24 protein-coding genes are annotated in these 26,456 nt (G+C 68.3%); 11 read left to right on the top strand and 13 right to left on the bottom strand.

Annotated elements, in window-relative coordinates; all coding sequences use genetic code 11:
- Positions 1-42 precede the first annotated feature (42 nt).
- Positions 43-921 (bottom strand): hypothetical protein, encoded by an 879-nt coding sequence (locus ABIC29_RS03380; protein WP_354242741.1) that lies wholly within the window; start codon positions 919-921, stop codon positions 43-45.
- Between the two features lie 193 nt (positions 922-1,114).
- Here ABIC29_RS03380 and ABIC29_RS03375 point away from each other — a divergent pair, with 193 nt between their 5' ends.
- A complete protein-coding gene (locus tag ABIC29_RS03375) occupies positions 1,115-1,510 on the top strand; it encodes a nuclear transport factor 2 family protein (RefSeq protein ID WP_354242738.1) in 396 nt (131 codons plus the stop codon).
- Between the two features lie 156 nt (positions 1,511-1,666).
- Here ABIC29_RS03375 and ABIC29_RS03370 read toward each other — a convergent pair whose 3' ends face one another.
- From ABIC29_RS03370 to ABIC29_RS03360, 3 genes are all read right to left on the bottom strand, one after another.
- A complete protein-coding gene (locus ABIC29_RS03370) occupies positions 1,667-4,261 on the bottom strand; it encodes an ATP-dependent Clp protease ATP-binding subunit (protein WP_354242735.1) in 2,595 nt (864 codons plus the stop codon).
- A gap of 90 nt (positions 4,262-4,351) precedes the next feature.
- On the bottom strand, positions 4,352-5,788 hold the full coding sequence (locus ABIC29_RS03365; protein ID WP_354242732.1) for a tetratricopeptide repeat protein: 1,437 nt from the start codon (positions 5,786-5,788) through the stop codon (positions 4,352-4,354).
- Positions 5,788-7,287, bottom strand: coding sequence for an HD domain-containing protein (locus tag ABIC29_RS03360; RefSeq protein ID WP_354244581.1), 1,500 nt, complete (start codon positions 7,285-7,287; stop codon positions 5,788-5,790). The genes ABIC29_RS03365 and ABIC29_RS03360 overlap by 1 nt, the downstream gene beginning before the upstream one ends.
- 312 nt (positions 7,288-7,599) lie before the next feature.
- Between ABIC29_RS03360 and ABIC29_RS03355 the strand changes: the two genes are divergently transcribed.
- The 3 genes from ABIC29_RS03355 (at position 7,600) to ABIC29_RS03345 (ending at position 9,958) form a co-directional block, all read left to right on the top strand.
- Positions 7,600-8,349, top strand: a complete 750-nt coding sequence (locus ABIC29_RS03355; protein WP_354242729.1) for a hypothetical protein — start codon at positions 7,600-7,602, stop codon at positions 8,347-8,349.
- A gap of 461 nt (positions 8,350-8,810) precedes the next feature.
- Positions 8,811-9,065, top strand: a complete 255-nt coding sequence (locus ABIC29_RS03350; RefSeq protein ID WP_354242727.1) for a hypothetical protein — start codon at positions 8,811-8,813, stop codon at positions 9,063-9,065.
- Positions 9,062-9,958, top strand: a complete 897-nt coding sequence (locus tag ABIC29_RS03345; RefSeq protein WP_354242725.1) for an SDR family oxidoreductase — start codon at positions 9,062-9,064, stop codon at positions 9,956-9,958. Before ABIC29_RS03350 ends, ABIC29_RS03345 begins: the two co-directional genes overlap by 4 nt.
- 45 nt (positions 9,959-10,003) lie before the next feature.
- On the opposite strand, the gene ABIC29_RS03340 is transcribed toward ABIC29_RS03345, so the two are convergent.
- Positions 10,004-11,164, bottom strand: a complete 1,161-nt coding sequence (locus ABIC29_RS03340) for a N(5)-(carboxyethyl)ornithine synthase (RefSeq protein ID WP_354242722.1) — start codon at positions 11,162-11,164, stop codon at positions 10,004-10,006.
- Between the two features lie 145 nt (positions 11,165-11,309).
- On the opposite strand from ABIC29_RS03340, the gene ABIC29_RS03335 reads away from it, so the two are divergent.
- Both ABIC29_RS03335 and ABIC29_RS03330 read left to right on the top strand, forming a co-directional pair.
- Positions 11,310-11,489 (top strand): hypothetical protein, encoded by a 180-nt coding sequence (locus tag ABIC29_RS03335; protein ID WP_158551751.1) that lies wholly within the window; start codon positions 11,310-11,312, stop codon positions 11,487-11,489.
- 370 nt (positions 11,490-11,859) lie between these two features.
- On the top strand, positions 11,860-12,918 hold the full coding sequence (locus ABIC29_RS03330; RefSeq protein ID WP_354242719.1) for a nuclease-related domain-containing protein: 1,059 nt from the start codon (positions 11,860-11,862) through the stop codon (positions 12,916-12,918).
- Between the two features lie 189 nt (positions 12,919-13,107).
- On the opposite strand, the gene ABIC29_RS03325 is transcribed toward ABIC29_RS03330, so the two are convergent.
- Positions 13,108-14,835 carry a beta-N-acetylhexosaminidase gene (locus ABIC29_RS03325; RefSeq protein WP_354242716.1) on the bottom strand — a complete coding sequence of 576 codons (1,728 nt, stop codon included), beginning with the start codon at positions 14,833-14,835 and terminating at the stop codon, positions 13,108-13,110.
- Between the two features lie 179 nt (positions 14,836-15,014).
- The gene (locus ABIC29_RS03320; protein ID WP_354242713.1) at positions 15,015-15,434 is read right to left on the bottom strand and encodes a nitroreductase family deazaflavin-dependent oxidoreductase; all 420 of its coding nucleotides are present in this window, start codon (positions 15,432-15,434) and stop codon (positions 15,015-15,017) included.
- 94 nt (positions 15,435-15,528) lie between these two features.
- Here ABIC29_RS03320 and ABIC29_RS03315 point away from each other — a divergent pair, with 94 nt between their 5' ends.
- Positions 15,529-16,392, top strand: coding sequence for a sigma-70 family RNA polymerase sigma factor (locus ABIC29_RS03315; protein ID WP_158551748.1), 864 nt, complete (start codon positions 15,529-15,531; stop codon positions 16,390-16,392).
- Between the two features lie 21 nt (positions 16,393-16,413).
- Here the strand turns inward: ABIC29_RS03315 and ABIC29_RS03310 are convergent, their stop codons facing one another.
- Positions 16,414-18,525, bottom strand: a complete 2,112-nt coding sequence (locus tag ABIC29_RS03310) for a hypothetical protein (protein ID WP_354242710.1) — start codon at positions 18,523-18,525, stop codon at positions 16,414-16,416.
- Between the two features lie 203 nt (positions 18,526-18,728).
- Here ABIC29_RS03310 and ABIC29_RS03305 point away from each other — a divergent pair, with 203 nt between their 5' ends.
- The gene (locus tag ABIC29_RS03305) at positions 18,729-19,946 is read left to right on the top strand and encodes a serine hydrolase domain-containing protein (protein ID WP_354242708.1); all 1,218 of its coding nucleotides are present in this window, start codon (positions 18,729-18,731) and stop codon (positions 19,944-19,946) included.
- Positions 19,947-19,965: 19 nt separating this feature from the next.
- Here ABIC29_RS03305 and ABIC29_RS03300 read toward each other — a convergent pair whose 3' ends face one another.
- A complete protein-coding gene (locus ABIC29_RS03300) occupies positions 19,966-20,679 on the bottom strand; it encodes an SGNH/GDSL hydrolase family protein (RefSeq protein ID WP_354242705.1) in 714 nt (237 codons plus the stop codon).
- Between the two features lie 9 nt (positions 20,680-20,688).
- Positions 20,689-21,633, bottom strand: coding sequence for a LysR family transcriptional regulator (locus tag ABIC29_RS03295; protein ID WP_354242702.1), 945 nt, complete (start codon positions 21,631-21,633; stop codon positions 20,689-20,691).
- 72 nt (positions 21,634-21,705) lie between these two features.
- Here ABIC29_RS03295 and ABIC29_RS03290 point away from each other — a divergent pair, with 72 nt between their 5' ends.
- Positions 21,706-22,635 (top strand): EamA family transporter, encoded by a 930-nt coding sequence (locus ABIC29_RS03290; protein WP_354242700.1) that lies wholly within the window; start codon positions 21,706-21,708, stop codon positions 22,633-22,635.
- A 66-nt stretch (positions 22,636-22,701) separates the two neighbouring features.
- Here the strand turns inward: ABIC29_RS03290 and ABIC29_RS03285 are convergent, their stop codons facing one another.
- Positions 22,702-23,136 (bottom strand): hypothetical protein, encoded by a 435-nt coding sequence (locus ABIC29_RS03285; RefSeq protein ID WP_354242698.1) that lies wholly within the window; start codon positions 23,134-23,136, stop codon positions 22,702-22,704.
- A gap of 198 nt (positions 23,137-23,334) precedes the next feature.
- Between ABIC29_RS03285 and ABIC29_RS03280 the strand changes: the two genes are divergently transcribed.
- Positions 23,335-24,327 (top strand): hypothetical protein, encoded by a 993-nt coding sequence (locus tag ABIC29_RS03280; protein ID WP_354242695.1) that lies wholly within the window; start codon positions 23,335-23,337, stop codon positions 24,325-24,327.
- 95 nt (positions 24,328-24,422) lie between these two features.
- Here ABIC29_RS03280 and ABIC29_RS03275 read toward each other — a convergent pair whose 3' ends face one another.
- Together ABIC29_RS03275 and ABIC29_RS03270 are read right to left on the bottom strand one after the other, a co-directional pair.
- Entirely contained in the window at positions 24,423-25,214 is a 792-nt protein-coding gene (locus ABIC29_RS03275; RefSeq protein WP_116080826.1) for a bestrophin-like domain, read from the bottom strand.
- 213 nt (positions 25,215-25,427) lie between these two features.
- Positions 25,428-25,778 carry a metallopeptidase family protein gene (locus tag ABIC29_RS03270; RefSeq protein ID WP_116082301.1) on the bottom strand — a complete coding sequence of 117 codons (351 nt, stop codon included), beginning with the start codon at positions 25,776-25,778 and terminating at the stop codon, positions 25,428-25,430.
- Positions 25,779-25,885: 107 nt separating this feature from the next.
- Between ABIC29_RS03270 and ABIC29_RS03265 the strand changes: the two genes are divergently transcribed.
- Positions 25,886-26,326 carry a VOC family protein gene (locus ABIC29_RS03265; protein ID WP_354242691.1) on the top strand — a complete coding sequence of 147 codons (441 nt, stop codon included), beginning with the start codon at positions 25,886-25,888 and terminating at the stop codon, positions 26,324-26,326.
- Positions 26,327-26,456 lie beyond the last annotated feature (130 nt).

Below are 26,456 nucleotides of genomic sequence, written 5' to 3'. Positions count from 1 at the left end.
CACAGTACGCCCGGCCCCGGATCGATCGGCCGAGGCGGGTCGTCAGCCTCCGACGCAGTTCGGGTCGCCGGGGCTCATGCACGAGTGGCCGCCACCCGGCTCGGCGGGCTCGGTCGGCGCGGGCGGCGGCTCCGGGGCGAACCGGTCGGTCGGCACCGGCACGGCGAGCGTGATGACCAGGCCGAGGCATCCGACGATGCACGAGGCGACGATGAGCCCTCGGCGACGACTGAGTGCGGCGAACACGATGGCGCCGACCAACGCGCCGAGCGTGACCGCTGCCGTGACGAGGAAGAGGTTCTCCTGCTCGGGCGTCGGCGTGGGTCGGCTGGCCCAGATGACGAGGTTGGCCGCGATCCACTGCCAGACGAGCAGCAGCGTGAGCAGTCCGCCGAGGGCGAGCAGCACACCCGCGATCCGCGAAGACGTGCGCCGTTCCCCGCCGAGCGCGGCCGCGGTGAACGCGATGCCGAGCGCCACCAGGAGGGTGAGGATCCCGGCGTCGATCCAGGCGACGGGGTTGCCGAACAGCGCGCCGAGGCCGGCGGCACCGAGACTCGGGATGCTTCGCACGGCGTTCACGACCACGACCGCGACGGGCGCGGCGAGCACGATCAGCGCCCATCGCCCCGGCCGGCCCATCGACCGCAACCCGAACTGCACGGCCGCGGCGAGCGCGATCCACACGAGCACGTTCGGGTCGACGACCATGGCGACGAGCGGGATGAACGCGTCGAACGAGTCGAGCCCAGACGACGAGGCCACCATGAGCAGCACGCCCAACAGGCGGAGCACGACGACGGATGCCACGAGCACGACCGTCTCGACGCCCCGCGCTCGCAGGTCGAACGTCGGTCGGTCGTTGTCGGCCTCGGCGGTAGCGCCGGGGTCGTCATGGGCGTCGGAACGAGTTCCGCTCATCGGGCCAGCCTTCGCCGCCGGCAGCGCGCCCGCCTCAGTGGTGACCCGGAACGTCGTCGCGGCGCCGGGTCTCGATGCGGTGCCGCGCCGGTACGCCGAGCGGCGGATACGGCGGACGGTGGATCCTCCGAGGAGGCCACGCCGCCCCGCGCGGATGATTGTGCCCGACCTCGAGTCCCGCCATCCTGAGACCATGACTGATCCCTATGAGTTCCTGGCCTGGGTGAACATCGAAGTCGTGGCCGCCGAACGCGCCATGCTCGACGGCGACGACGGCCCGCGCCGGGCCATCTGGTCGACGCAGGAGCCGGTCAGCGCGCTCGGGGCGTGGCGCACCGCGGTCGGGCGCACGCAGCTGGTCGAGGAGTTCGAGGTGCTCGCCTCGACGTTCTCGTCGTGCCTCGCGTACGAGTTCGACCTGCTCTCGTACGACGTGACCGACGACTTCGCGTACACCACCGGCTACGAGCGCATCGAGACCTCGGTCGACGGGGTGCCGCGCGCCTTCACCCTGCGGTCGACCCAGGTGTACCGCCACGAGGCCGACGGCTGGAAGATCGTGCACCGCCACGCCGACATCCTCTCGTGACGGCGAACTGAGCGCGGGCCCGCCCGCTGGGCTCATCCTGGCCAGGCCCGGGCGCCGCACGTCGCGGAAACGCAGGAATCCCGCCCGTGCGGTGGAATCCCTTGGGGGAAGGGATTCCACCGCACGAGCGGGATTCCGATCGAGCGGATGCCGCGGCTAGGCCGCCAGCGGCACCGTCACCGTCGCCCGGGGCACAGGCACGATCACGAACTCGCCGTTCGCGGCGTCCACCCGCACGCCCTCGCCGTCGCCGAGCGCGCCCGAGACGAAGAGGTCCGCGATGCGGTCGTCGACCTCCCGCTGGATCACGCGACGCAGGGGCCGGGCGCCGTACTCGGGCTCGTAGCCGCGTTCTGCAAGCAGCGCGACCGCGGCATCCGTCACCTCGAACTCGACCTCGCGGGCCGCGAGGCGAGCGGAGGTCGCACCGAGCATGAGGCGCACGATCTGCGACAGCTCAGATGCACCGAGCTTCTGGAACAGCACGATCTCGTCGATGCGGTTCAGGAACTCGGGGCGCATGGCCTCGCGCACCTTGCCCATGACGCGGTTGCGCACGTCGGCGGCAGAGCTGAAGCCCGAGCCATCCGTCGACGCGACGAACCCGAGCGCACCGGAGCGCGACGCGAGGAACTCCGAACCGAGGTTCGAGGTCATCACGATCACCGTGTTGCGGAAGTCGACCGTTCGGCCCTGGCCGTCGGTCAGGCGTCCGTCGTCGAGCACCTGCAGCAGCAGGTTGAACACGTCGGGGTGCGCCTTCTCGATCTCGTCGAACAGCACGATCGAGTACGGGTTGCGCCGCACGCGCTCGGTGAGCTGCCCGGCCTCGTCGTACCCGACGTATCCGGGAGGGGCGCCGACGAGGCGCGACACCGTGTGCCGCTCGCCGAACTCGCTCATGTCGAAGCGGATGATCGCACCCTCGTCGTCGAACAGCCGGTCGGCCAGCGCACGCGCCAGCTCCGTCTTGCCGACGCCCGTCGGGCCGAGGAACAGGAACGATCCGACCGGTCGACGCGAGTCGCCCATGCCGGTGCGGCTGCGACGCACGGCCTTCGCGACCGCGGTGACCGCGTCGTCCTGGCCGATGACGCGCGCGTGCAGCTCGCCCTCGAGGTCACCGAGGCGCTCGCGCTCGGTCTCCGTGAGGCGGTTCACCGGAATGCCGGTGGCCCGCGAGATCACCGCGGCGATCTCGGGCTCGTCGATGATCGTCGAGCGGTCAGCTGCGTCGGCGGATGTCACGGCACGCCCGTTCGCGCTCGCCTCGTCGAGCTTGGCCTGCACCTTCGAGATCTCGTCGCGGATGCGCGAGGCCTCTTCATAGTGCTCGGCGCTCACGGCGGCGTTCTTGTCGGCCTCGAGGTCGGCGAGTCGCGCGATGAGCGCGGAGACATCCGTCTTCATGCCGAGCTTGAGACGCAGCCGCGCCCCGGCCTGGTCGATGAGGTCGATGGCCTTGTCGGGCAGCACGCGGTCGGTGAGGTACCTGGCCGAGAGCTCGACGGACGCCCGCAGCGCGGCATCCGTGTACTCGACGCCGTGGTGCTCCTCGTATGCCGAGCGCAGCCCCTGCAGGATGAGCACGGCGTCTTCGATGGAGGGCTCGCCGACGCGAACCGGCTGGAACCGACGCTCGAGGGCGGGGTCCTTCTCGATGGTGCGGTACTCCTTGAGCGTGGTCGCGCCCACGAGGTGCAGGTCGCCGCGTGCGAGGCGGGGCTTCAGGATGTTTCCGGCGTCGGTTCCGCCGTCGCCCGAGCCGCCCGCACCGACGACCGTGTGGATCTCATCGATGAAGATGATGAGTTCGCCCTTGTGTGCGGCGATCTCCTCCATGGTCTTGGTGAGGCGCTCCTCGAAGTCGCCGCGGTAGCGGGTGCCGGCGAGCATGCCGGGCAGGTCGAGCGAGATGACGCGCTTCTCGAGCAGGGCCTCTGGCACCGACTCCTCGACGATCGCGCGGGCGAGGCCCTCGACGATCGCCGTCTTGCCGACGCCGGCCTCGCCGATCAGCACGGGGTTGTTCTTCGTGCGGCGGCTGAGGATCTCGATGGTCTGCTCGATCTCGTCGACGCGCCCGATCACGGGGTCGAGCTCGCCGTTCTCGGCGAGCGCCGTGAGATCGGTGCCGAACTTGTCGAGCATCGGGGTCGCGGATGCCTCTGTGCCGGCGCCGTTCGCGCCGTACTGCTCGGCCTCGTCACCGTCGAACCCGGCCTCGACCGTCTCGCGCATCCCCTGCGTGAGGGCCTCGGCGGTGACGCCGGCGCGCGCCAGCACCTGGCCGGCGGGGGCGTCCTGCCCCAGCACGAGCGCGAAGAAGAGGTGCTCGGGGTCGATGTAGGTCGAGCCGGCCGAACGCGCCACCTGGTAGCTGTGGAACAGCGCGCGACTGGCGCTCGGCGTGATCGTGGCCGCGTTGATGTCGGCGACATCGGATGCCGCGGGCAGGCGTGCCTCGGTCGCGGTGATGAGCCGCTCGGGGGCGACGCCGATGCGGGCGACGGCCTGCTTCACGCTGTCGTCCTCGACGATCACGCGCAGGATGTGCAGGGCGTCGAGCTCGGTCTGGCCGCGCTCGAGCGCGAAGCGTCCTGCCTTCTGCAGGATGCCTTGCGTGCGGGCGGTCAGGAACCGGCTGAGGTCGATCGACCGAGCCTGGCGAGCCTGCTCACCCGCGAGATACCGGCTCAGAAACTCGTCGAACGAGCTCGCACCGGCTTCGGGGTTGAAGTCTTCGGGCACCAATCCTCCTGGAACTTGAGTGGCGTACGCTCAAGTTCAACGCGGAGGGGGCTGGCGTATTCCCGACGCATTCCCGATTGGCTAATACATCTACGGCAGGCGCCCAAACGCGTCTTCGACCATCGATAGCCCAGTAGCATTGCGGCCCTCGTAGAAAATAGCTCGAGCGCGGTACAACATGCTTCTGATAGCTCGGACCTCCGGTCCGTTTATAGCGTCCGTCCAGGTCAGCAGGTCGATTTGAATCAGCGCCTGCGTAACGAGTGCCTGAGCGACATGAGACGAGTCACCAATTTGTTCGCCGATCTCAACGCTCCGACGCGCGAGCTTTAGAGCTTCGGCGTCAAGATCAGCTCGTCGCGCGATACTCGCGGCCACGTTGAACAGCACGGCAGAGATATGGTCCGACCGGCCATCGCGATCGTCTAGTGCCGGGGCAAGAACCGATCGCGCCTCGCCAAGCTCGTTCGTGTCGCGCAACATACCGGCAAGCACGATTCGCGCCCAGGCTTCTTCATCGCTCCGCAGATGCCTTCGCTGCACCGCCAATCGGCCAAGCGCGATCGCGCGTTCGTAGTCGCCAAGAAGAAATATCGCTTGCGCTTCTCCTATGTCTATGCGCGACAAAGAGTTCAACACGTCGAGACCATCGCTTGAGGCTTGCTCGGACAGCACCACGCGAGCGCTCTGGAAGAGCTCAATCGAACGCTCGAGCAAGGTTCGATCGCGATTCAGCTCGCCAAGATCTCGCACCGCCCTTGCATGCGAGGTAGTAGTGATGGCGAGGCCGCGGAAATCAGAGATTTCACGCCCGACCCATTCAGCGCGCTCAAAAAGTTTCAAAGCGTCGTCGGTGTTTCGGAGTTCATGCTGACGAACACCCAAGAGATGCGCTGCAATTGCTTCAGCCTTATCTACCGTGTCGAACTCGAGCACGTGTCGAAAATGGCGAGCTGCCTCCGCTCGCTCACCCGCCTGCCAATGGGCCAGCCCTTCCATGAAGGCTAGTTGCCGATCCGCAGCCCCATAGGCCCTCAAGAGTTCAAGCGCAGATTGTGAGTCTGTTCCGCGGCCAAGTCGCTTGGACCTGTGCACGGTTTCGATGAGGGAATCGAATTTAACTTGATCGGCTGGGTGGGAGGCAGAATCGATCGCCTGGATAAGAACTGTCCGCGCCCGGTACCCCAACACCGCTGCGATCGCGAGGCCTAGCTCGGCTTCTGACCTGCGGACAAAAATATCAACGGTCTTGATAGCGAGTTCCGGATAGTTCTGGCGGGCTATCTCCAGTGCCTGCTCGCGTACAGGCGCGGCAACTCGGTGAAGGTTACGAACTCGTTCAAGTGATCCGCTGACAAGCAGATCAATGAAGAAATCATCCACCCATTGATCCGAAGCGTCGCGATCCAGCTCGGATTCAACAAGCTGCACGATCTCTTTGCCGGTCGCGATATCAAAGTAGGGCACAACACCGAGCAGATTGACCGCGACCTGAGCGGGCGACAATTCAGTGGAACGTGCAGCCATCAGATCACTAGTCCGCTTGAGCGCTGATTGAGTGCGTACGCTTTTACGCTTGCGTACGTCTCCGACGCCCGCGCAACCACTGCTGCCGATCGACGATTTATGTAGCGGTTGAGATACCGAACTCGCGCTTCCTCAGCTACCGACCCCACGTCAAGAGTGTCGCAGTCAACAAGGCGGCCGTCTATATCTTCTTTGGCGGTCGTTGTTAATAGGAGCTGTGCTCCAGCAGCGACCAGCGGCCGCAGCGCGGCTCCTACGAGCCACTCCCGGGACGCCTTTGGAAGCTCATCGAAGCCTGACAGCACCAAGAGAACGACCCCTTTCTCAGACACGTAGGAGACAAGGGCCCCCAGCAAGGTCGCCCTAGTCTCCTCCTCACGAGCCTCGGCCTGCACGCTCTCGACATCCAGATTGAGGTCAATCGCCCAGGCGAACAACACATCCGCAGCCGTCTGAATCACGCCGTCCTCCGGCATCCAATGGCGTCCAACTGAGGTGCCAGCAGCGCGCGCTGCCTCGAACAGGCAGTTCAGAACGTCTTCGCGTCCCGTTGTGTCATGTCGGGAGGGCCCAAGAGGTCCAACGAGTGCTACTGAACGCCCCTCAGCAAGTGCGCTATTGGCACTCTTGAGAAGTGAGTCGTGGTTGATCAGCGCCGATCGGGCATTTTCAGCTCGGATGATGGATTCAACATCGCTGCTTACGAGCTTATTCGGAACGCCGATCGGGTCGATTAGGACCTCGATCTGGCGGTCGAACTCATAGTGACCGTTGAAGCCCAGCGAGATCTCAGCCTCAACGAGGCCGAACTGCACACGGAGCTTTGTGGTGATCCATTCGACTAACTCAGCTAGCGCGTCGTCATCTACGTTGACAGGTCGCACGATCTCAAGGGTGAGTTTCACCAGTCCATCCGCCTCAGAAAGGCGAACACCCGAAATTATCTGATGTTTCAGCCAATGAGCTGCCGTAAGCGGCGCATACTCGGTGTTCGTCGTGGGCGTAGGCGTTCGCTCGTTGTGAAGGTCCAGCTCATCGGCAAGGAGGAGTATCGCCGCAAGCAGACGAAGTCGAACCGGCATGCCGTAGAGAGATCGCGTGACAGGGAGACTGTCCACAGTAGGTCGGTAGTATTCCGTTCCATGAGCCTGCGCGAGTTGCGCGATGTACGAGAGCGCCGCATCATTCTGAATACCAGTGTCGATCCCGCCAGACTCGATGATCTCACGCGATCGCTCGGGATGCTGCTTCCGTAGTTGCAGAGCCTCGTCGTCTCCGAGTGGAGCCCTTGCCGCCTGCATACCAATGTCGTGCAACCAGGCCGCCGCTGCCAACATGAACCGCTCGACTACGTTCAGCTCCATACCCTCGGGCAAGGTACGAGCGGCCGCCAGTAGCTCACAGTATTCAGCTACACGCCGGGAATGTCTTTCAGTGTGGTCGGTGAACCACCAAAGATGTGGCACACGCCACCATCGCTGCGTTGAAGTCTCGATCATCGCGAGACACTCAGCCAACTCGACCTTGTTCGCTGTACGAAGGTCGTCTACCAAGGACACGCATTCTCCCGCCGTGGCTCCGGATCCGAGCGATACTTGAGCCTCGGCTGCGGCGGCGCTTGCCTAGTCGCCTACAGCAACGTTAGCCAGACCAATACAGACGCGCCGCCCCCCCAAAAGGGGCCTTGATCTCTACTGTGAAACGCCGTTGCGGTCGGCGCGCTACTGGACAATCTGGCTGGATCTATGGGTGCGCTCGAACTCACTTTGAGCCTCACCCCGCTAGGGCCCTCAGACCGATACCATCCGGACGTGGAGTTGACTGGCGATGAGAGTCGCGCCTATTGGAGCGCGGTGGCGCAGATCATTCCAATCATCGCGCTAGCGATCGTAATTGAGACGCGGGTGCTGGTAGCGCGATGGCGGCGAAAGAAGTTCAGAAAGCACCGTGCGAGCAGGTGGTTCCTAGCCGGCGCATACGGCATCGTGGTCATTTCACTGCCGTTCGCAGCAATGACGGCCATCATAAACACGTCTGTCAGCACGACTTCACGCTGGGAGGGTTTCTTCGTTCTACTCTGGGTAGTCGCAGGGCTATTCCTAGTTGCCTACATTCCAGCGTGGCAGCTCATCACCGTCGCCCTGTATGACCTAGCCCAGAGCGTCGGCGACAGGGTCCCATGGTCGAAGATGCGACGCTTGAAACGCCTGGCAAATGAGGGCGACCTACTGTACGCGGCAGAGATTCGACATGCGCGGGGCCTCCGTATCGAACGGCTTATTCTCCTGGCAGACGTCTACATGGAAATCGTCCCGCTGGAAGTGGAAGCGGATCGATTCGGCTGGCCGTATGCGCTTCGCCGCCGCCACCAGGAAGTCCACGTGAAACTGGCAAATATCTGGCAGCGCGAGAATGTCGCCAAGGAGCAACTTGAAGAGTGGGAGCGACGAATGCATCGAAACAGAACGACCTTCGATACGGCCTTGCTGGAGCGGGAAAAGTCCGTGCTCCGTCAGATGAATCGCAGTATCGCGGATCAACTATCGGGCATCCCAATGTGACATTGGAACGAAATCGCTACTGCCAACCCCCGCGCCTCGAGGAGCCCACACAACGTCTTGACTGGGCAAGATCGCCCCACTCGAACGCGGTGGAGCCCAGAGTCATCCCATACGTCAACGTCGTCCTTGGAATGGTGCCGTAGAGGGAGACGTCGTCGATACGCGCCCCAGCACGGATGTCTGCCACGACGATCCCTGCGTCGTCGCGCCCTCCGGGCGTGAGCCTCGCCAACCGTGACAGCCGAATCGTATCGAGCACGCCCACCGCCACGGCTGCATGTGGCGGTATGCCAGCTCCCCTCACGATGAGGCGGAACCGGCATATCGATTGCTGCCACCTGCGGGCGCGGCCGCAGGCGCAGGCGCAGGCGAGCCGGAACGCGATCACGCGACGCGGACATCTGGGCGGGCTTGACTCTCGCGGTTTCCGCTCCGGGCGCACAGGCGACATACTCGGTCCCGTGAACATCGACCCCGACGCCCGTTTCAGCCCGTATGGCACCACCGGTTCTCTGATCAACATGATCTTCTGCCCCGTGCTGATCGTCGCGGGCCTCATCATCGGTTTCACCCAGGAGCCCATGGGCTTTCTGGTGGCGGCCGTGGGCGTCTTCATCGAGATCCAGTTCATCAGGATCCATCTCCAAGCTCGGCGGCGAGCGGAGGCTCGGCGCCCAGCGACGGCCGCGGAACCGACTGATCTCGACGCCGTTTGAATCACCCCCGCACCGCGATCACCGGCGGCACCGGCTTCGTCGGACGCCACCTGGCCGAACGGCTCGGGCCCGAGGCATCCGTCATCATCTCCAGGCGCACCGGCGTCGACACCAGTGACGTCGACGCGCTCGCGCGGGCGTTCGAGGGGTGCGAGGTCGTCGCGCACTGCGCGGGCATCAACCGCGAGATCGGCGACCAGACCTACCAGCGGGTGCACATCGAGGGCACCGCGAACGTGATCGAGGCGGCCAAGCGCGCCGGGGTGCGCAAGGTCATCATGCTGAGCTTTCTGCGGGCGCGCCCCGACTGCGGGTCCGCGTACCACGAGTCGAAGTGGGCGGCCGAGGAGCTGGTCCGCGACTCGGGCCTCGACCACACGATCCTCAAGGCCGGCATGATCTACGGTCGCGGCGACCACCTCATCGACCACCTCAGCCACACCGTGCAGACCCTGCCGGTGTTCGCGACCGTCGGCTTCCGCGAGAAGGCGATCCGGCCCATCCCGATCGACGACCTCACCGACATCCTCGTCGCCGCGGTCGACGGGCGGATGCCGCGTGAGACCGTCGCGGTCGTCGGCGCCGAGCAACTGCTGCTGTCGAAGGCCGTGCGGCGCGTGGCATCCGTCGTCGGCCGTCGCGTGGTCGTGGTGCCGTGGCCGGTGTGGGCGCAGTACGCGCTCGCGCAGGTCACCGAGTGGACCATGACCGTACCGCTCGTCGCGAAGGCCCAGGTGCGCATGCTCGCCGAGGGCGTGACCGATGTCGCGCCGCCCGCGGCATCCGTGCCCGACGACCTGCTGCCGCGACGCATGTTCACCGCCGAGCAGATCCGTGCGAGCCTGCCCGAACCTGGCGGGTTCGGATGGAAGGACCTACGGGTCAGCCGCTGATCCTGTCACCCGACCGCGGTGGTTGCCGCCATCACCCGGTGACGCTCACACGAGCGCGGGATACGGGTACTCGGCCGAGCGCCTCTGGAACTGCAGGATCGCCTCGTTGCGCACGCGACCGCCCTCGATCTCGATCGCACGGCTGATGGTGTCCGACTCGGCCCACGCCCCAGGGCCCTCCATCACGGTGCGGAGGAACGGCATCAGGGCTTCGCTGATCTCCCACGTGGCCGAGTTCCACAGGTACGACGGGCTGTGGTCGACGGCGTAGTAGTTGGTCGAATCACCGACCGTGAACATCGGGTCGGCGAACGAGGTGGGCCGCGCCCATTCGAATCCCATGCCCTCGTCGATCGAGACGTCGACGATGAGGCTGCCGGGGCGGAAGGCCCCGAGGTCCTCGGTGCGCAGGTAGGTGAGCGGTGCGTTCGGATCCTGCAGGGTGCAGTTGACGACGATGTCGTGCGCGGCGAGGAACGGGGCGAGTGCGACCGGGCCGTCCTCCGTGTTCACGGTGCTCGCGAACGGCGCCTCCGGGTCGTGTTCGAACTGGATGATGTCGACGGACGGGATCGGGGAGCCGACGGCAGCCGTGTCGCGGTTGGTCAGCACGCGCACGTCGTGGATGCCGTGCGCGTTCAACACGGTGACGGCGCCGCGCGCGGTCGCGCCGAAGCCGATCACCACCGCGTTGAGCCGCCGCCCGTAGTCCCCTGTTGAGCCGCACAGTTGCAGGGCGTGCAGCACGGAGCAGTACCCCGCGATCTCGTTGTTCTTGTGGAACACGTGCAGCCCGAACCCGCCGTCGGCCTTCCAGTGGTTCATGGCCTCCCACGCGATGAGCGTGAGGCCCTTGTCGATGGCGTATTGGGTCATGTCCCGGTCCTGGACGCAGTGCGGCCAGCCCCACAGCACCTGTCCGTCGCGGAATTCGGCGAGGTCGGATGCGAGCGGCTTCGGCAGTGCGATGACGTCGGCCTCGGCGATGATGGCCTCGCGGGTGGCCATCGCCCCCACCAGCGGAGCGAGCTGTTCGTCCGAGAAGCCGAAACGCTCGCCGTAGCCGCGCTCGAGGATCATGTTCGCGCGCAGGTCGGCGTCGATCCGCTCGAGGTGGGAGGGATGGATCGGCAGTCGCCGCTCGTCGGTCTTGCGCGAGGTGACCAACACCCCGAGTTTGAGGAGAGCGGGTGTCGGCGTGTTCATGTGGGCTCCAGTTGTGCGGCTGCCGGTGTCGGCTCGAGCTCGCTCACCGGCATCCGTCATGGCAGGTGTAGACCACGGGTGAACCGCCGTCCGTCGAACCGGCGTCCTTCCCTGAGGGTACGTCGTCGGGGCGATCGACGGGCGGATGCCGCGTGAGACCGTCTCGGTCGTCCGCGCCGAGCAACGGCTGCTGTCCAAGGGCGTGCGGCGCGTGGCATCCGTCGTCGGCCGTCGCGTGGTGGTGGTGCCGTGTCCGCACGTCTCTGCGGCTGCGCTCCCCCACGCACTGGGGGCATCGCCGCTGACCTGCTGGTCAGTAGCGTGAGCGCGTGACATCCGGCGACGCGGTCAGTGAGAGCAGGGCGCATCTCGGGTTCCGCTCGGCGTCGTCGGAATCGCCCCCGCCCCCGCCGCCACCTCGGGGCTGGTACCGCGACGCGCGGTCGGCGGCGGTGTGGCGCTTCTGGTCGGGCACGGAGTGGACGGAGTTCCGGCATCCGCGCGATCCGGCCCATGCGCTGCAGTATGTGTCGGAGGGCGGAGTGCTGCCGCTCCCCGCTACGCTGCCGCGCGACGCGCCATCGCGCGCTGCTGATCTTCGGGCGAACGTTCCCGGCCAGTCGGTGATCGAGAAGCTGGTCGACCTCGAGCGTCAAGGGCGCCGACCTGAACAACGCTCCTGGTACACCGGGCTCGTGGGCGAACGCCACGTCGCTGGGCTCCTCGCACAGCTCGGCCCCGAGTGGACCGTGCTCCACTCCGTGCCGGTCGGCACGGAAGGCAGCGATATCGACCACGTGCTGATCGGCCCGCCGGGCGTGTTCACCATCAACACGAAACACCATCCGGGCGGCCGCGTCTGGGTCGCCGGGCACGGTCTGCGCGTCAACAACCAGCAGCAGCACTACCTCACGAACGCGGCACACGAAGCATCCCGAGCCGAACGGGTGCTCACGAAGGCGAGCGGCACCTCGGTCGAGGTCGTCGGCATCATCGCGGTCGTCGGCGCGACGGTGACGGTCAAGGCGCCGCCGCACAGCGACAGCGCGCAGATCGGAGTGGTGCCCGCATCCGCTCTGCTCTCGACCGTGCAGGTGCGCCGCGCCTACAGCGACGAGCAGATCGCACGAATCGTCGCAGCCGCGACGAAGCGCGAGACCTGGACCTCGAGGGCGCCATCGCGCCAGCCCGACACGACCGCGCTGCTCGCCGATTTCGCGCCCATCGAAGCGCGCATCCTCCACGAAGTCGCCGCTGAGCGGCGTGCCCCGCGACCCCAGCGCGCAGCCCGTCCGCAGACAGCCCGGCCCCGCCCGACGCCGACTCGATCCGGTTCCGGGTGCGGCACCGCAGTGCTCGCGCTCCTCGGCGCGATGACAGTCGCCGCGGTCATGCTGTTCGGCGTCACGGTCGTGCTTCCGGCCGTGTTCCGAGGGCTGGCGGCCAACAGCCAAGCTCAGGCCGATGCACGAGCCGAGATGGTCGAGCTGACCGCGGCGGCCGAGCACGCTGCATCCACTCTCGATGAGGCGACAGCGGGCGGTCCCCGGCCTGCCGCGATGACGATCACGCCGGGCGACGCACTGCTGGTGACGGATGCCGGTGTGGTGATCGCCGATCTGCCGGACGGTACGACGGGCACCTACACGGCGAGCGCCGACGGGCTGTCGTACTCGCTGACGCTCGTCGCTCCCGAGTACGGATCGACCGTGACGGTCACGCCCGAGCAGGGAGTCGTCGCCGTTCCAGACTGAAAGCGGGTGAGATCACCGCGGCTCGCCGCACCCGGAGTCAGTCGTCGAGCGAGACCACCAGCGGTTCGAACCGGAACGGCCCGCTGCACTGGCCGAACACCCCGGTTTGCTCGACAGCCACCGGAATCTCGAACGCGTCGTCGACGAGGCGCCACCGGAGAACCGGTGACGCCTCGTGAAGGTGAAGCCCTACCCCTCCCAGGGCACGTCGGGCGCGCGGTAGAAGCCGATGCCCATCTCGTCCCACCGGTCGGCCTGGGCGACGATGCGGCGATCGAAGTCGTCGAAGGAGCGCACCTCGGGCGCCGACCACCCGACCTCGGCGATCGCCGGCATGCGCGGGAAGCTCACGAAGTCGGCGTACTGCGAGACCGGGATGAACTGGTCGAGCGACGTCGGCAGCTTGGTCGAGCCGTAGTATGCGCGATCAGCCCAGAGCGCCGCCTCGACGCCCTCGATCTGCTCCTCGGTCGCGAGTGAGACGCGGCCGTCCGGGCTCGAGGTCACCGAGATCGGATCCCAGTCGTAGGAGCGCTCGAGGTCGACGAGCCCGGCCCAGCTGAGACCATAGGGCACCGTCGAGTCGTACTTCATGTCGAGGTACGAGCGGTCGGCCGGTGAGGCCACCACGGTCGCTCCCTGCGCGAGCGCGTTGCGGAGCTCCCGCACGTCGGGCCGTTCGTTCGCCGTGCCGATCGAGGCCTGGTCGCCGGCGTCGGCCCACCACTGCATGATCGATCCGGCGGGCAGCGGCGAGGCGCCGATCTGGTGCCAGCCCATGACGCGCTTGCCCTGCTCGGCGAGGATCTCCGACGAGGTCTTCACATACCAGTCCATCTGCTCCTGGGTGGTCGACGGCACCTCGTCGCCGCCGATGTGCACGATGTTCGACGAGCTCTGTTGCGCGGCTTCCGTGAGCACATCCTGAAGGTAGGCGCGCACCTCCTCACGGCGTTCGGGTGTGAGGCAGATGGTCGGCAGGCCGACGTCGAACCCGGAGTACGGCGCGACGGCCTTCCCGTCGCAGTTGATCTCGGGGATCGACGCCTTGGCAGCCATCGCGTGGCTCGGTCCGTCGATCTCGGGCACGACCTCGATGAAGTGCTCGGCGGCGTACGAGACGATCTCCTGGTAGTCGGCCTTCGTGTAGAACCAGGGGCCGCCGGTGCCCGGCTTCCAGCCGCTCTGCGTCGAGGCACCGACCTGCGTGAGTTCGGGTCGCGCATCGACGGTGAGCCGCCAGCCCTGATCGTCGGTGAGGTGCAGGTGGAGTGCGTTGTACTTGTAGAGCGCCATCTGATCGATGAAGCGCTTGACGTCGTCGACCGGATAGAAGCGCCGGCCGACGTCGAGCATCGCACCCCGGTAGTCGTAGCGCGGCGCGTCGCTGATGTCGACCGCGGGGATCGCCCAGGCCACGTCGGATGCCCCGGCCGATTCGATCTCGGGCGGCAGGAGCTGTCGCAGGGTGGTGACGCCGCGGAACAGTCCCTCGGCGCTGTGCGCTTCGAGCGAGATGCGCGTGCCCTTGGTCTCGAGTGTGTAGCCCTCATCGCCGAGGGCTGCGTCGCCGCGGGTCGACAGCTCGATGGTCGCCCCCTTGGACGCCCCGGCGGCCCGCTGGCCGACGGGGATCGGGTAGCCCGTGGCGTCCCTCAGCAACTCCGCCAGGCCCTCGCCGACGGCGGCCGAGCCGTCGTCACGGGGGTGCACCTTGATGACGGTGCCTGGGCCGAACTCGACGGGCGCCGCGCCCGTCGCGGCGACGTGCGACGGCTGCGGGATGAGCGCCAGGTCGGCGAGTGGATCGTCGCCCGCCGAGCCGTCGGCGGCATTCGCCGACAGGGGCGTGGCGATGAACGCGAGCGTGCACACCGTCATGGTGGCGACGAGCGCGGCGCGGGGTGTTCTGGACATCGGCATTCTCCTCGAGCATCTGCGGTCAGGTGATCCGGGTTCACTGGAGAACTTGCCAGCCATGATCGATCATGTCAATAGCAAGACCTTTCCAATCATATGTGATCATTATTGGTGATTGAATGCTCACTCGGGTTGAGCACTTGGAGGATCAGCGGCCCACTGGGACGAACGCGAGGTCAGGCGCGGGTGAGCACGATCGCAGCCGGGAACCGCTTGAGCACCGCCCCGAACGGCCCCTTCGCGAGTCGTTCCGCCGCGGCCGCATCGACGATTCGCGGTTGCACCAGCGTGACGTCGCGCCCCTTCCAGCGCAGCGAGGCGCCGTCGGCCGCGATGACGTTGCGCGCCCAGTCGGTCTTCGCACCCCACGGCAGGCCGATCATCACGATGGCGGCGTCCTTCGTGGGCACGACCGCGATCGGCGTCTCGTACGCCGTGCCGCTCCTGCGTCCACGATGACGGATGACTCCCCAGACCGGCATCCACCTGCGCCCGGCCAGGGCGCGGGCAACGGGCGCGGTCGCGTTCACGAGCCGGCGGGGCGGCCCGCCGGCGGCATCCGCGCTGCTGCGTGCTGAGGTCGTGTTCTCGTTCATGCCAAGGGGACGGTTGAGGGATCGGGATCGTGACCATCTGGATGACATTCACACTTGCCGTCACACTCGACCCGGGTGGATCGTCTCTCTTGACATGACCGATTTCGCCGAGCTCTGGACCGCCCACCGGTACGTCGTCCGCGACGTCGCGTACCGGGTGCTCGGCTCCGTCGCCGATGCGGAGGACGTGACGCAGGAGACGTACGTGCGGCTGCTCGCCCGCGGCGACGAGCCGCTCGACGACCCGCGCGCGTGGCTCATCACGGTTGCGTCCCGGCTCTCGATCGATCGGCTGCGTGCGCACGAGCACTCCCGCCGCGCCTACGTCGGGCCGTGGCTCCCGGAGCCGATCGTCACCGATGAGCGGACCCTCCCCGAGGATCGCGTCACCCTCGACGACTCCGTGCGGATGGCGCTGCTCGTCGTGCTCGAGCAGCTGTCACCTGCCGAGCGCACGGCGTTCCTGCTGCACGACGTCTTCGACCTCGACTTCGGCCGCGTGGCGGAGATCCTCGGCGTGAGCCCGGCGAGTGCGCGGCAGTCCGCGTCGCGCGCACGCAGGCGGATCACGGCGCAGGGCGAGGCCCGCTACACCGTCGAGCCTGCGGTCGCCCGCCGCCTGTCCGAGCGGTTCGCAGCGGCCGCGACCGACGGCGACCTCGACGGGCTCGTCACGGCCCTCGCCGCAGACGCCCGCGGCCACTTCGACTCGGGCGGCATCTTCCCGGATGCCCCGACCGGAGTGACGGTCGGCGCAGAGCTGGTCGCCCGGCAGCTGATCGCCAACGTCGGCGGCATGGGCCTGGCCTTCGAGGTCGCCGAGGTGAACGCCGAGCCCGGCATCATCGCGCGCCGCCGCGGCCGGATCGTCTCGGTGCTCGCCCTCGAGTTCGCCGGCGACCGGATCTCGGTCATCCACGGCATCGGCAACCCGGCGAAGCTCGCCCACCTGCGCTGAGTTCGCGGAGCCTGCTCCCGACTACCGCCGGCCGAGCAAACCCGACACACCGGTGATGAAGAGGCCGAGCAGGCCCCATGACATCAGCTTGATCAGCGTGAGCGTGGCGTCGAACCACCAGGGGCCGCTTGGCCGCCACGCCTCCGCCTGCCCGGTGCCGATCGGCGAGAGCACCACGTCGACCGCGTAGAGCGGGGCGAAGAATGCCGGGTATCCCTCCGGCACCGGTGTCGAGACGGCAGTCACCGTCCGAGTGCTCGCGGTCGGCACTGCCACGTCGTGGTCGGTCGGCGTGAACATCGGGGCCGCGACGGCCGTGAGCAGCGTCGCACCGAGCCAGAGCGCGACCAGCCAGAGGATCGCGAACTGGGAGTAGTACCCGTGGCCGATCGTCACCTTCGTCACCCAACGCCAGACCGTTCGGGAGAAGAGCCAGCGCCGCCGGGCGTAGAGCCGATCGGTCGCCTCGAACCGCAGCCGTCGCCCGCCCGAGTCCCTCCCCGAACGTTCGAACGCATCGGCGATGGCGACCCAGGGCTGGATCCAGAACTCCCCGGTCTTCGGTCGAGCGTCGACCGTCGCGGCATCCAGCCATTCCCTCGCATGATCGACGTCTTCGGCGATCGACCCGTCGAGCACCTCGACCGTGAGCTGCCTCGAGGCGAGCCGCCCGTTCACGGGTGTGCGGGCGTCGAGCAGGCCCACCTCCGCCCGATGCAGCCGAACCTCGCCGGTCACGTTCCCGAGATCGCCGAGCCGCAGGGTGCCGACGACGGCTTCGTCGAGCTTCAGGGCCACGCCGTCGTCATCGGCGCCGATCGTCGTGAATTCGGTCAGGTCGAATGCACCCGCGATGGCGGCGGCGGATGCGTCGACTCCGCGCTGCACGCGCGCGTCGCTGATGCGGATGTCGCCTGCGATGTGCGCGTCAGCGAGGCGCAGGCTGCCGATCGACCGGTGCTCGTCGAGCGACAGCTGGAGGTCGCCGCCGATCCTGCCCTGGGACAGGTCGAGCGTGCCGCGGACGCTCGTCATGGTCAGCACCAGCGCCTTCTCGACCTCGACCTCGGTGGCCACGAGCGAACCCTCGCTCGGCCGATCACCGGCGACGGTGACCGACTCGAACCGCGCCGAACTCACTCGAGCCCGCGAGAGGTCGATCGTCGGGGCGATGGTGTCGACGAACTCGGCGCGGCCATCGACACGCGACTCCCTGAGGTCGAGCGTGCACGGAGCATCCAACTGCTCGTCGAGCTCACGTGCGATGCCGTACCCGGAGGTCGGGTCGTAACGCTCCCGCTCGATCGAGAGCTCCTGGATGACGAGCGACTCGGTGATCCTCGCACCGGGGAAGCGGCACTCGCCGTCGGCGAACACCAGGGCGACGTAGAGGTACGCGGCGTTGATCCCACCCATCTCGATCGCGGCGTGCCTCGGCGTCGTGCAGACCGGGCCGCGGCAGCAGGAGACCTCGAGGTCGACGAGATCGATACCCGACTCGAATCGGGTGGTGTTCGCGACGATCCGGCCGGTGCTGCGGCATCCCTCGATCCGCGACCGTCCCGCGATGCGCGCACTGCTGAGCTCGATACCGCGGTCGGCGCACTCCGGGTCGAGGTGTTCGTCGTACCACGTGCAGTCGCTGATGCGGAGTTCGCCGAGCTCGGCGCGCACGGTCTGGATCGTGCCGATGATCCACGATGCGCTGACGTACAGCCCGCGACTCAAGGTGGCGCCGTCGAAGTTGGCGCTCGGAATCCAGCAGTTGTCGAAGTGAACGCTCGTGCCCGTGAGGCCGACGAACGCGGGCGGGTTCTCGAAGCGAACGTTGATGAACGTGAGATCGTGGCCCAGCCTGACGTCGAGCAGGTCGAGCTGCCCGGTGAGATGCACGCCCGACAGGACCAGCTGACCGACCTCCCCAGCGGCCGCTCGGGCGCGAAGCTCGTCGCGCAACTGGGAAGCGTCGAGCGGCTCGAGCGGGCCGTCGTAGCGCGGGTCGGCGACGGCGTTCACGGGCTTCTCTCGCCACCCCCACCCGAGCACCGCCCGAGGGCTGTTGCGAGCGCTCTCGAACGCGTCAGCCCACTGGGGGTCGCGAACGGTGGGCGTGGAGCGGATCTCAAGAGGCACCAGAGGATGCTAGCCGCGTCGCGGGGGCATCCCAGCCGCTGCGGACATCCTGCTCACTCGAACGAGCGGCGGGATCCTCGGGAATGCCGCCCCCTGAAGTGGGGCAGTCCCGGTTCGGCAGCGGCGCTCACCCCCGGGCGTAGGGTCGCGACTGGGGCACGGGGCTCCAGAACTGCACCTTGCGCGACGCCGAGAGGCTGATCATGCGGAGATCCGAATGGGCGGTCGCAGCCGTCGCGGCCGTCACGACCCTCGTGCTCAGCGGATGCGCCGCCACGGCGTCGAGCGTCAGCGAGACGGCCGAGCCCGCGGCATCCGCCCCGGCCATCGACTCGGCACTGCGCGCCCAGCTCGAGGCCGCGCTCGACGAGGGATTCGAGGCATCCGGGATGCCGGGTGTCATCGTGGGGGTGTGGATCCCAGGCGAAGACGAATGGGTGTCCGAGCGGGGCGTGGCCGACGTCGAGACCGGCGAGCCGATCAGCCGCGAGAACCAGCAGAAGATCGGCAGCATCACCAAGACGATCGTCTCGACGGTCATGCTGCAGGTGATCGGCGAGCCGGAATTCGACGTGAGCCTCGACGACACCCTCGACCGCTGGTATCCCGAGTTCCCCGAGGCATCCGCCATCACGGTGCGGATGCTGCTGAACCACTCGAGCGGCACCGGCGAGGCCGGCCGGGCTCAGGTCGACCGCATCTGCAGTGCGCCGCACGCCATCCCGACATCCGATGAGCTCATCGCGGTCGGCGCGGCGACGCCCCGCGCGGACTTCGCTCCAGGTGAGGGCTTCGAGTACGCCAACACGAACTACTTCCTCCTCGGCGGCATCCTCGAGCAGGTCACGGGCGAGGACCTCGCGACGCTCATCCACGACCGCATCACCGAGCCGTTCGGCATGGACCGCAGCCGTTTCGCGCCCGACGGCAAGGTCGCCGCCCCGCTGACCCACGGGTACTCCAGCTTCTGCCCCGACCTCGGCGACCCGGTCGACACCGTCGACTGGTCGAACGGCGAGAGTTGGGCCGGCGGCGCCATGGTGTCGACCCTCGACGATCTCCACGCGTGGGGCGAGGCCCTCGGCGAGGGGGCGGGCGTGACCCCCGAGTTGCAGGCTGCGCGGTACGCGGATGTCGCGTCGATCCCGGGCCAGGCCAGTGCTGCGTACGGCCTCGGCACGGGTCTCGAGCTCGACGTCGAGACCGGGTGCGTCATCAGCGTCACCCACGCCGGCGCCGAGCCCGGGTACGGCTCGAACCTCGCGTACTACCCGGCGACCGGAGCGGTCTTCGCGATCCTCGGCAACGGCGACGGCGGAACCGGCGACGCGACGACGACGGTCCTGCATGCGCTGGGACCGGTGCTGCGTTCGGCGGTCCTCGGGTCGTCGGCCGAGCCCTGCGCTGCACCGCGGGGATGACGGCGACGCCCATCCGAACTCACGACCCGGGCAGCACCGCCGCGATCCCCTCGCCGAGCACTTGCGCGCCCTGCTCCGTCGGGTGCAGTCCGTCGTAGGACATCCCCTCGAGAAAGCGGCCGTCGGCTGTGCGGAGACCGGCCGACGCGTCGACGAACCGCCAGCCGCGGTCGGCGGCGAGCGACTCCAGCTGTGCGTTGTACTGCGCGGCACCGTCGGGGAGCGCATCCATCGGCGGGATCGACGAGACGACGACCGCGTCGATGCCCACGGTCGCCACGATGCGATCGAGGTTCGCCGCCGACTCGGCGAACGGACGACCGAGCGCGACGTCGTTGGTGCCGGCGAGCAGCACGAGCACGTCGGCGTCGTAGGCGGTGACCGAGTCCGCCATGAGCGAGGTCGGCGCGCCCCATTCGGCCCATCCGCCCGCGAACTCGAAGCCCGCGGCGACGACGTAGGTCGTCCACGATTCGGTGCCGAGATCTCCGCCCGGCAGGTCGGGGCTGTTCGCATCGGTGATCGAGTCGCCGACGGCCGCGAACGACGGCAGCACCGAGGGGGTCGTCGGGTCCGGTGAGGCAGAGGTCGCGGGCGGGCTCGAGGCCTGATCCTGCACCGAGCCGGCGCTCGGCGAACATGCCGCCAGGGCGCTGCAGGCGACGACCGACATGACGGCCCAGGCCACCCACCGCATGGCGGAGCGCGTCGCCCGGTCGGTGGAGGGAGCCATGCGTCGAGTCTACGAATCCCGATTCAGGGCCGCGTCGCGCACCGCGTCGAGCACGGCCTGCAGCGCCGGCGAGTCGGCCTGGCTGCGGCGATGCACCGCCGCGATGTCGCGGGTCGAGGCGGGGCGAACGGTCGGCACGGCCACGAGATCCGGATGCAGCGGCGGTCGCCCCATGCGCGGCACCAGCGCGACCCCGAGGCCCGCGCGCACGAGCTCGAGGTGGTTCTCGAACTCCATCGACTCGTGCACGATGCGCGGCGCGTTCGAGACCCCGTCGAACAGCCGTCGCAGCCACTGCCGGCAGATCGTCGAGTCGAACGTCGCGATCCACTCCTCATCGGCGAGGTCGGCGGGGGTGAGCTCGGTGCGGCCGGCGAGCGGGTGCTCGCGGCGCAGGATCACGTCCGCGACATCCGTGAACAGGGGCGTCTCGACGAGGTGCTCGGGCATCGCGAGGGCGAGCCCGCCCCAGCGGTGCACGATGCCGAGGTCGCGCTGACCGGATGCCACGAGCGCGACGGTCTCCCACGGCTCGCTCTCGCGCAGGGGCACCCGCAGCTCCGGATGCTCGGCGCGCAGGTTCGGGAGCACGTCGACCAGGAGGCCGCGCACCGCCGTCGAGAACGCGCCGATGCGCACCTCACCGGTGACCCGACGCTCGGCAGCGCCGCTGCCGCTGCCGCCGGGACCGCCGCCGGTCAGGTGCAAGTCGGCCTCGATGCGCTCGAGGTCGGCCAGCACGGTCGTGGACGAGGTCACGAGTCGGCGCCCGGCATCCGTCAGCACGACGCCTCGACCCACCCGTTCGAGCAGCGCGATGCGGGTGCCGCGCTCGAGGCGCTTGATCTGCTGCGACACCGCCGACGGCGTGAAGCCGAGCGCGTCGGCCGCCGCCGCGACGCTGCCGTTCGTGGCCACCGCGCGGAGTGCGACCACGGCTTCGAGATCGATCATGCAGCGATGCTACCGAATCAAGCAGAGAAACGATCGCTGGTGTTTCCGGATGCCGCGGGCGAGGGTGGAACCATGACGAGACGCGACATGCTGCTGGCCGCCGCCGTGGCCACCTTGTGGGGTTTCAACTTCGTCGTGATCGACTGGGGCATGGAGGGCATCCCGCCGCTCTTCTTCGTCGCCGTGCGCTTCGCCGTCGTCGCACTCGCAGCGGTCGTCGTGCCGCGTCCGCTCGCGAGCTGGAAGACCATCGTCGGCATCGGGCTGTTCATGAGCCTCGGCCAGTTCGCCCTGCTCTACACGTCGATCGCGCTCGGCCTGCAGCCCGGCATCGCGGCGCTGCTGCTCCAGGCGCAGGTCGTGCTGACCATCGTGGTCGCCGCACTCGCCCTGCGCGAGCGCCCCACCCGCATGCAGACGATCGGCGTGCTCGTCGGCACCGTCGGGCTCGGGGTCGTTGCCTTCGGCCGCGGCGGCGACGCACCGGCGCTCGCGGTCGTGCTGTGCCTGCTCGCCGCGTTCTCGTGGGCGATCGGCAACGTGATCTCGCGCCACGCCGGCCCGGTCGCGCCCGCGAAGCGGCTCGGCGCCCTGTCGCTCACGGTATGGTCGTCGCTCATCGTGCCGCTGCCGGCCCTCGGCCTGTCGGCCCTCATCGAGGGGCCCGATGCGATCGCCGCCGGCATCGCGGCGTTCGGCTGGCGTCCGATCGTCTCGACGCTGTACACGGCGGGTCTCTGCACCCTCGTCGGCTACGCGATCTTCAACGCGCTGCTCGCGCGCAACCGCTCGGCGTCGGTCGTGCCGTGGGTGCTGCTCGCACCCGTCGTGGCGATGGCATCCGCGGCCCTGCTGCTCGGCCAGGTGCCGAACCTGTGGGAGACCCTCGGTGGCCTCGTGCTCGTCGCCGGGGTGTTCGTCGCGAACGCGCCCACCCGGCGCGCTGCGCGACCGGTCGCGACGCGAACGCCGGCGCCGGCCGGGCATCCGTGCGGGCACTGATTCCCCTGCGCGCGCCCCCGCCATACCCTCGGAGCAGACACCGCGATCGGAGGGCTCCATGACCGGTTACACCAACGACTGCCTCGCCACCGTGCACGTGACCGAAAGCGCGACCTGGTACATGTTCACGTCGGCCTTCAACAACGGCTTCGGAGAACTGCATGGGAGCACCGACGAGGGCACGTCGACCGTCTGGTCGTCGGCGCACGGCCTGCGACTCCTGCCGGGCACCGACCCCGCCGCACTCATGGTCGAGGTGGCCATCACCACCACGACACGTCGACAGCACGCATGGAACGAGGCCAAGGGCACGGTCGGCGTGCGCGCGCCGCTCACCCGGGTGACGTTCGGCGAAGGCGGCGAAGCGCGCGTGGCCTGGGCGCTGGACTTCTCGAACGTGCCAGACGCGAACTTCCGCACGGACATCGACGAGCCGGGATTCCGACCGGCGCTGCTCGCCGCACTGGCGCCAGCGCTGCGCGGCGCCGCCCCGTTCGTCATCACCCCGACCGTGCCGACCGGGATGAACCCGAAGATCGGCGTCTACGGCCACAAGAAGAAGGCGTCGGCCGAGGCGTTGATCGCGGCCGTGATCTTCCTCCTCCCGGGGTCAACGGTGCCGAAGATCGTCGAGGTGACGCCTCGTCCGGCGCCCAACTCCGGCTCAACAAGCCGATCCTCGATCTCGCCATCGCCGGCATGCTCGCCGAGAAGGGCCTCAACGCACCGCCGGAACGCAGGTTCCGCGACAAGCCGCTCACGTTTCTCGAGCGGATGTCGGTGCAGCTGCGGGAGAACAACGTGCTGGCGACCGGGCGCCTGCGCACGGAGTTCATCGGAATCGACCACTCCATCGACGTCGACCTCGTGCTCCAGGCGGAAGCGACGAAGGGGGCGCTCGCCTTCCGCCTGATCGATTCCTCGGTCGACAGCACGAGCGTGCTCGTCGACGCTGCGGAGTTCTTCGGCGAAGGCATCATCGGAAGGACGCTGCGAGACGAGGTGCGGGCCACGCTCGACGGCGCCGCAGCGGCATCCATCGACCCGGATGCCCTGGTCGGCGATCTGAGCGCAGGGCCGTTCACCGTCTTCGCCGATGGCCGCGTCGAGCATCGGGCTGACGGCATCGGCATTCCGTTCACCGTTGCGGGCCTGTCGCAGCGCGTCGCGACCCCTCCGTATGCACGCGGCCATCGTCTCAGCCGAGAGGTGCATCTGCCGAGCGGATGCCGCTACGGCGACGCCATCGCCGACCGCTCCCTGCGGAAGTTCGCCACGCCCGAGCAGGCGATCGCGGCGGGCTACGACGGATGTGCGAGCTGCCTGCCCGCGTTGAACAACTGGGATGAAGGACGCGCGTACGTGACGGCGAGCGGCCCCGACGACGGCACCGTTCCCACCGTGGTGCTGCGCATCGCGCCGGGTGCCGTGCGCAGCGGCATCCCGCTCGACGCGCTCGAGGAACCGGTGCCGCTCCGCAAGACCGGGCAGGTGCGCGGCATCGCCGTCTTCGGGGGCACCCTGAAGGGCCTCGTGCCCGGCGAGTGGGACGTCGACAACCGCTGGGGCGGCCACCAGCACGTGCAGCGCGTGACGATCTCGCCGGTGCAGCGCACCGACAGCACCGGCGCGGGCACCCGGCTGAACTACCTGCGCGGCGAGGACCGTCTGATCGTGGACCCGACGTCGTAGTCGCATGCGAGCACCCGGCCGGCAGCCGATCGGCCGCGCGATCCCAGGGCTCGGATGCAGGTGACGGGCACCGTGGGTCGCGCCGTGAGCGCGACCTACTGCCGCGCATCGATGATCTGCTCGAGCACGCGTTCGTACGCTCCCGGCCCGATCGAGATCGCCCCGGCGTACGGATGGTCCATGTCCGCCGTGACGAAGATGACGAGCCCGACGAAGAGCGCGAGCAGGCCCGCCATGACCAGGTGCAATCGGGGGTTCCCGAAGTGGATGAACGCGATGAGCACCGCGTTGACGGCCGCCCCGACCCAGATGACGAGCCAGAAGAGCGGCGGCAGGGCGAGGGCGGTGGCATCGATGCGGGCTCGTCGCGACTCGATCAGGTCGTCGAAGGTGGCGAGCGCCTGCTGGAACTCCGCCTGATCACCGCGGGTATCGGCCTCGACCGTGTGCAGGAGCCGTTCGAACTCGTCGATCTGCGCGTCGCTGGCGTCGGGCAGGACCCCTCGCGCCTGGTCGGGGAAGTCGGCCTCGATGACCGTGTGCATGTACTCGTCGAGCACCCGTTGCATGGCCCCGTTCAGCCCGTCGGGCAGTCCCGTGGTCGCACGGTAGAGCGCTCCGGCATCCGCGGCCTCCTCGATGGTCGCCTTGCGCGTGTCGGCGAAGTTCTCGTAGACCGACACCGCGACCAGCGCGAGCAGGATGCCGAAGAAGACCCCGAACGTGCCGATGACGTGGGCGAGCGCGCGATCCCATTCCTTGAAGTCGGTGACGTACCGCTGCACGACCGGCCGCAGCCCGATCACGACCAGGCACGAGACCGCGACGAACCCGCCCACGAACAGCGGGAGCAGGATCCAGACGCTCGTGTCGTAGAACCAGGTCATGCTCGCTCCCTCGCCCCCGCGAAGGACGGGCGGCGCGGTGCCCGTCGCTGTCGCTCAGACTACGGATGTCGCGGCCTCGCGCGCCATACCTGGAGCGCGATCGGGAACTCGTCGCCTGGAGGTCGGATGCCTTCGGGTGGACCGGTGCACGCCGGGTCCGGCGCCCGCTGCGAGCAACGCCGGCGGCGACACCGTGCGGGCCCACCTGGCGCCCTAGGCCCAGCCGAGCTCCCCGAGCCGCTGGTCGTCGAGGCCGAAGTAGTGGCCGATCTCGTGCACGAGCGTGATGCGCACGCGGGCGCGCAGCGCGTCGAGGTCGGCGCTGTGCTCCGCCATGGTGTTCTTGAACAGCGTGATGCGATCGGGCAGTTCGCCGTAGCCGTAGACGCCGCGCGTCTTCAACGGGCGCCCGCTGTACAACCCGTACAGCCGCGGACGCTCGCCGACCGGCTGGTTCGCGGTGAGGATCGCGACGTTCTCGAGTCCCGTGACCATCTCGTCGGGCAGGGCGTCGAACTCGTCGGCGACCATGCGTTCGAACTCGTCATCGGAGATCTCGACCATGAGCCCATTCTGCGCGCGGGGCAACGCGCGATGGGCGGTGTTCGCCGTGAGCGCGAAGCGCCGCAACCCCTGCCCTCGGATGCCACGCTCGCCATAGGCTCTGCCGCATGACCATTCAACGCATGGACAACGTCGCCATCGTCGTCGGCGATCTCGACGCGGCCATCGAGTTCTTCACCGAGCTCGGCCTGGCCCTCGAAGGGCGCGCGCTGATCGAGGGCGACTTCGCCGATCAGACGGTGGGGCTCGACGGCATCCGCAGCGAGATCGCGATGATGCGCACGCCCGACGGCCACGGCAGGCTCGAGCTGACCAAGTACATCGCGCCCGAAGCATCCGCTCCGGAGCCTTCGATCCCGGCGCCCAACACGCTGGGCCTGCACCGGGTGATGTTCGCCGTCGACGACCTCGACGACACGCTCGCCAGACTGCGTCCGCTCGGCGGAGTGCCGCTGCGCGAGGTCGCGAACTACGAGGACCAGTACCGGCTCTGCTACCTCCGCGGGCCGGCCGGCATCATCGTCGCGCTGGCCGAAGAGGTCGGCTGACCGCGGCATCCGGCACCCGGGTCCGGTGACGGATGCCGCGTCTCGCCAGGCGCGCACCGCGCAACCCGGTCGACATCGTCGGACGTGGCCGGTAACGTCCCGTGCGATCGCAGTCGGAGAAGCTCGACGA

This window comes from Agromyces sp. PvR057 (assembly GCF_040547485.1).
Taxonomy (GTDB): Bacteria; Actinomycetota; Actinomycetes; order Actinomycetales; family Microbacteriaceae; genus Agromyces.
This window is presented reverse-complemented; position numbering and strand designations above follow the sequence as displayed.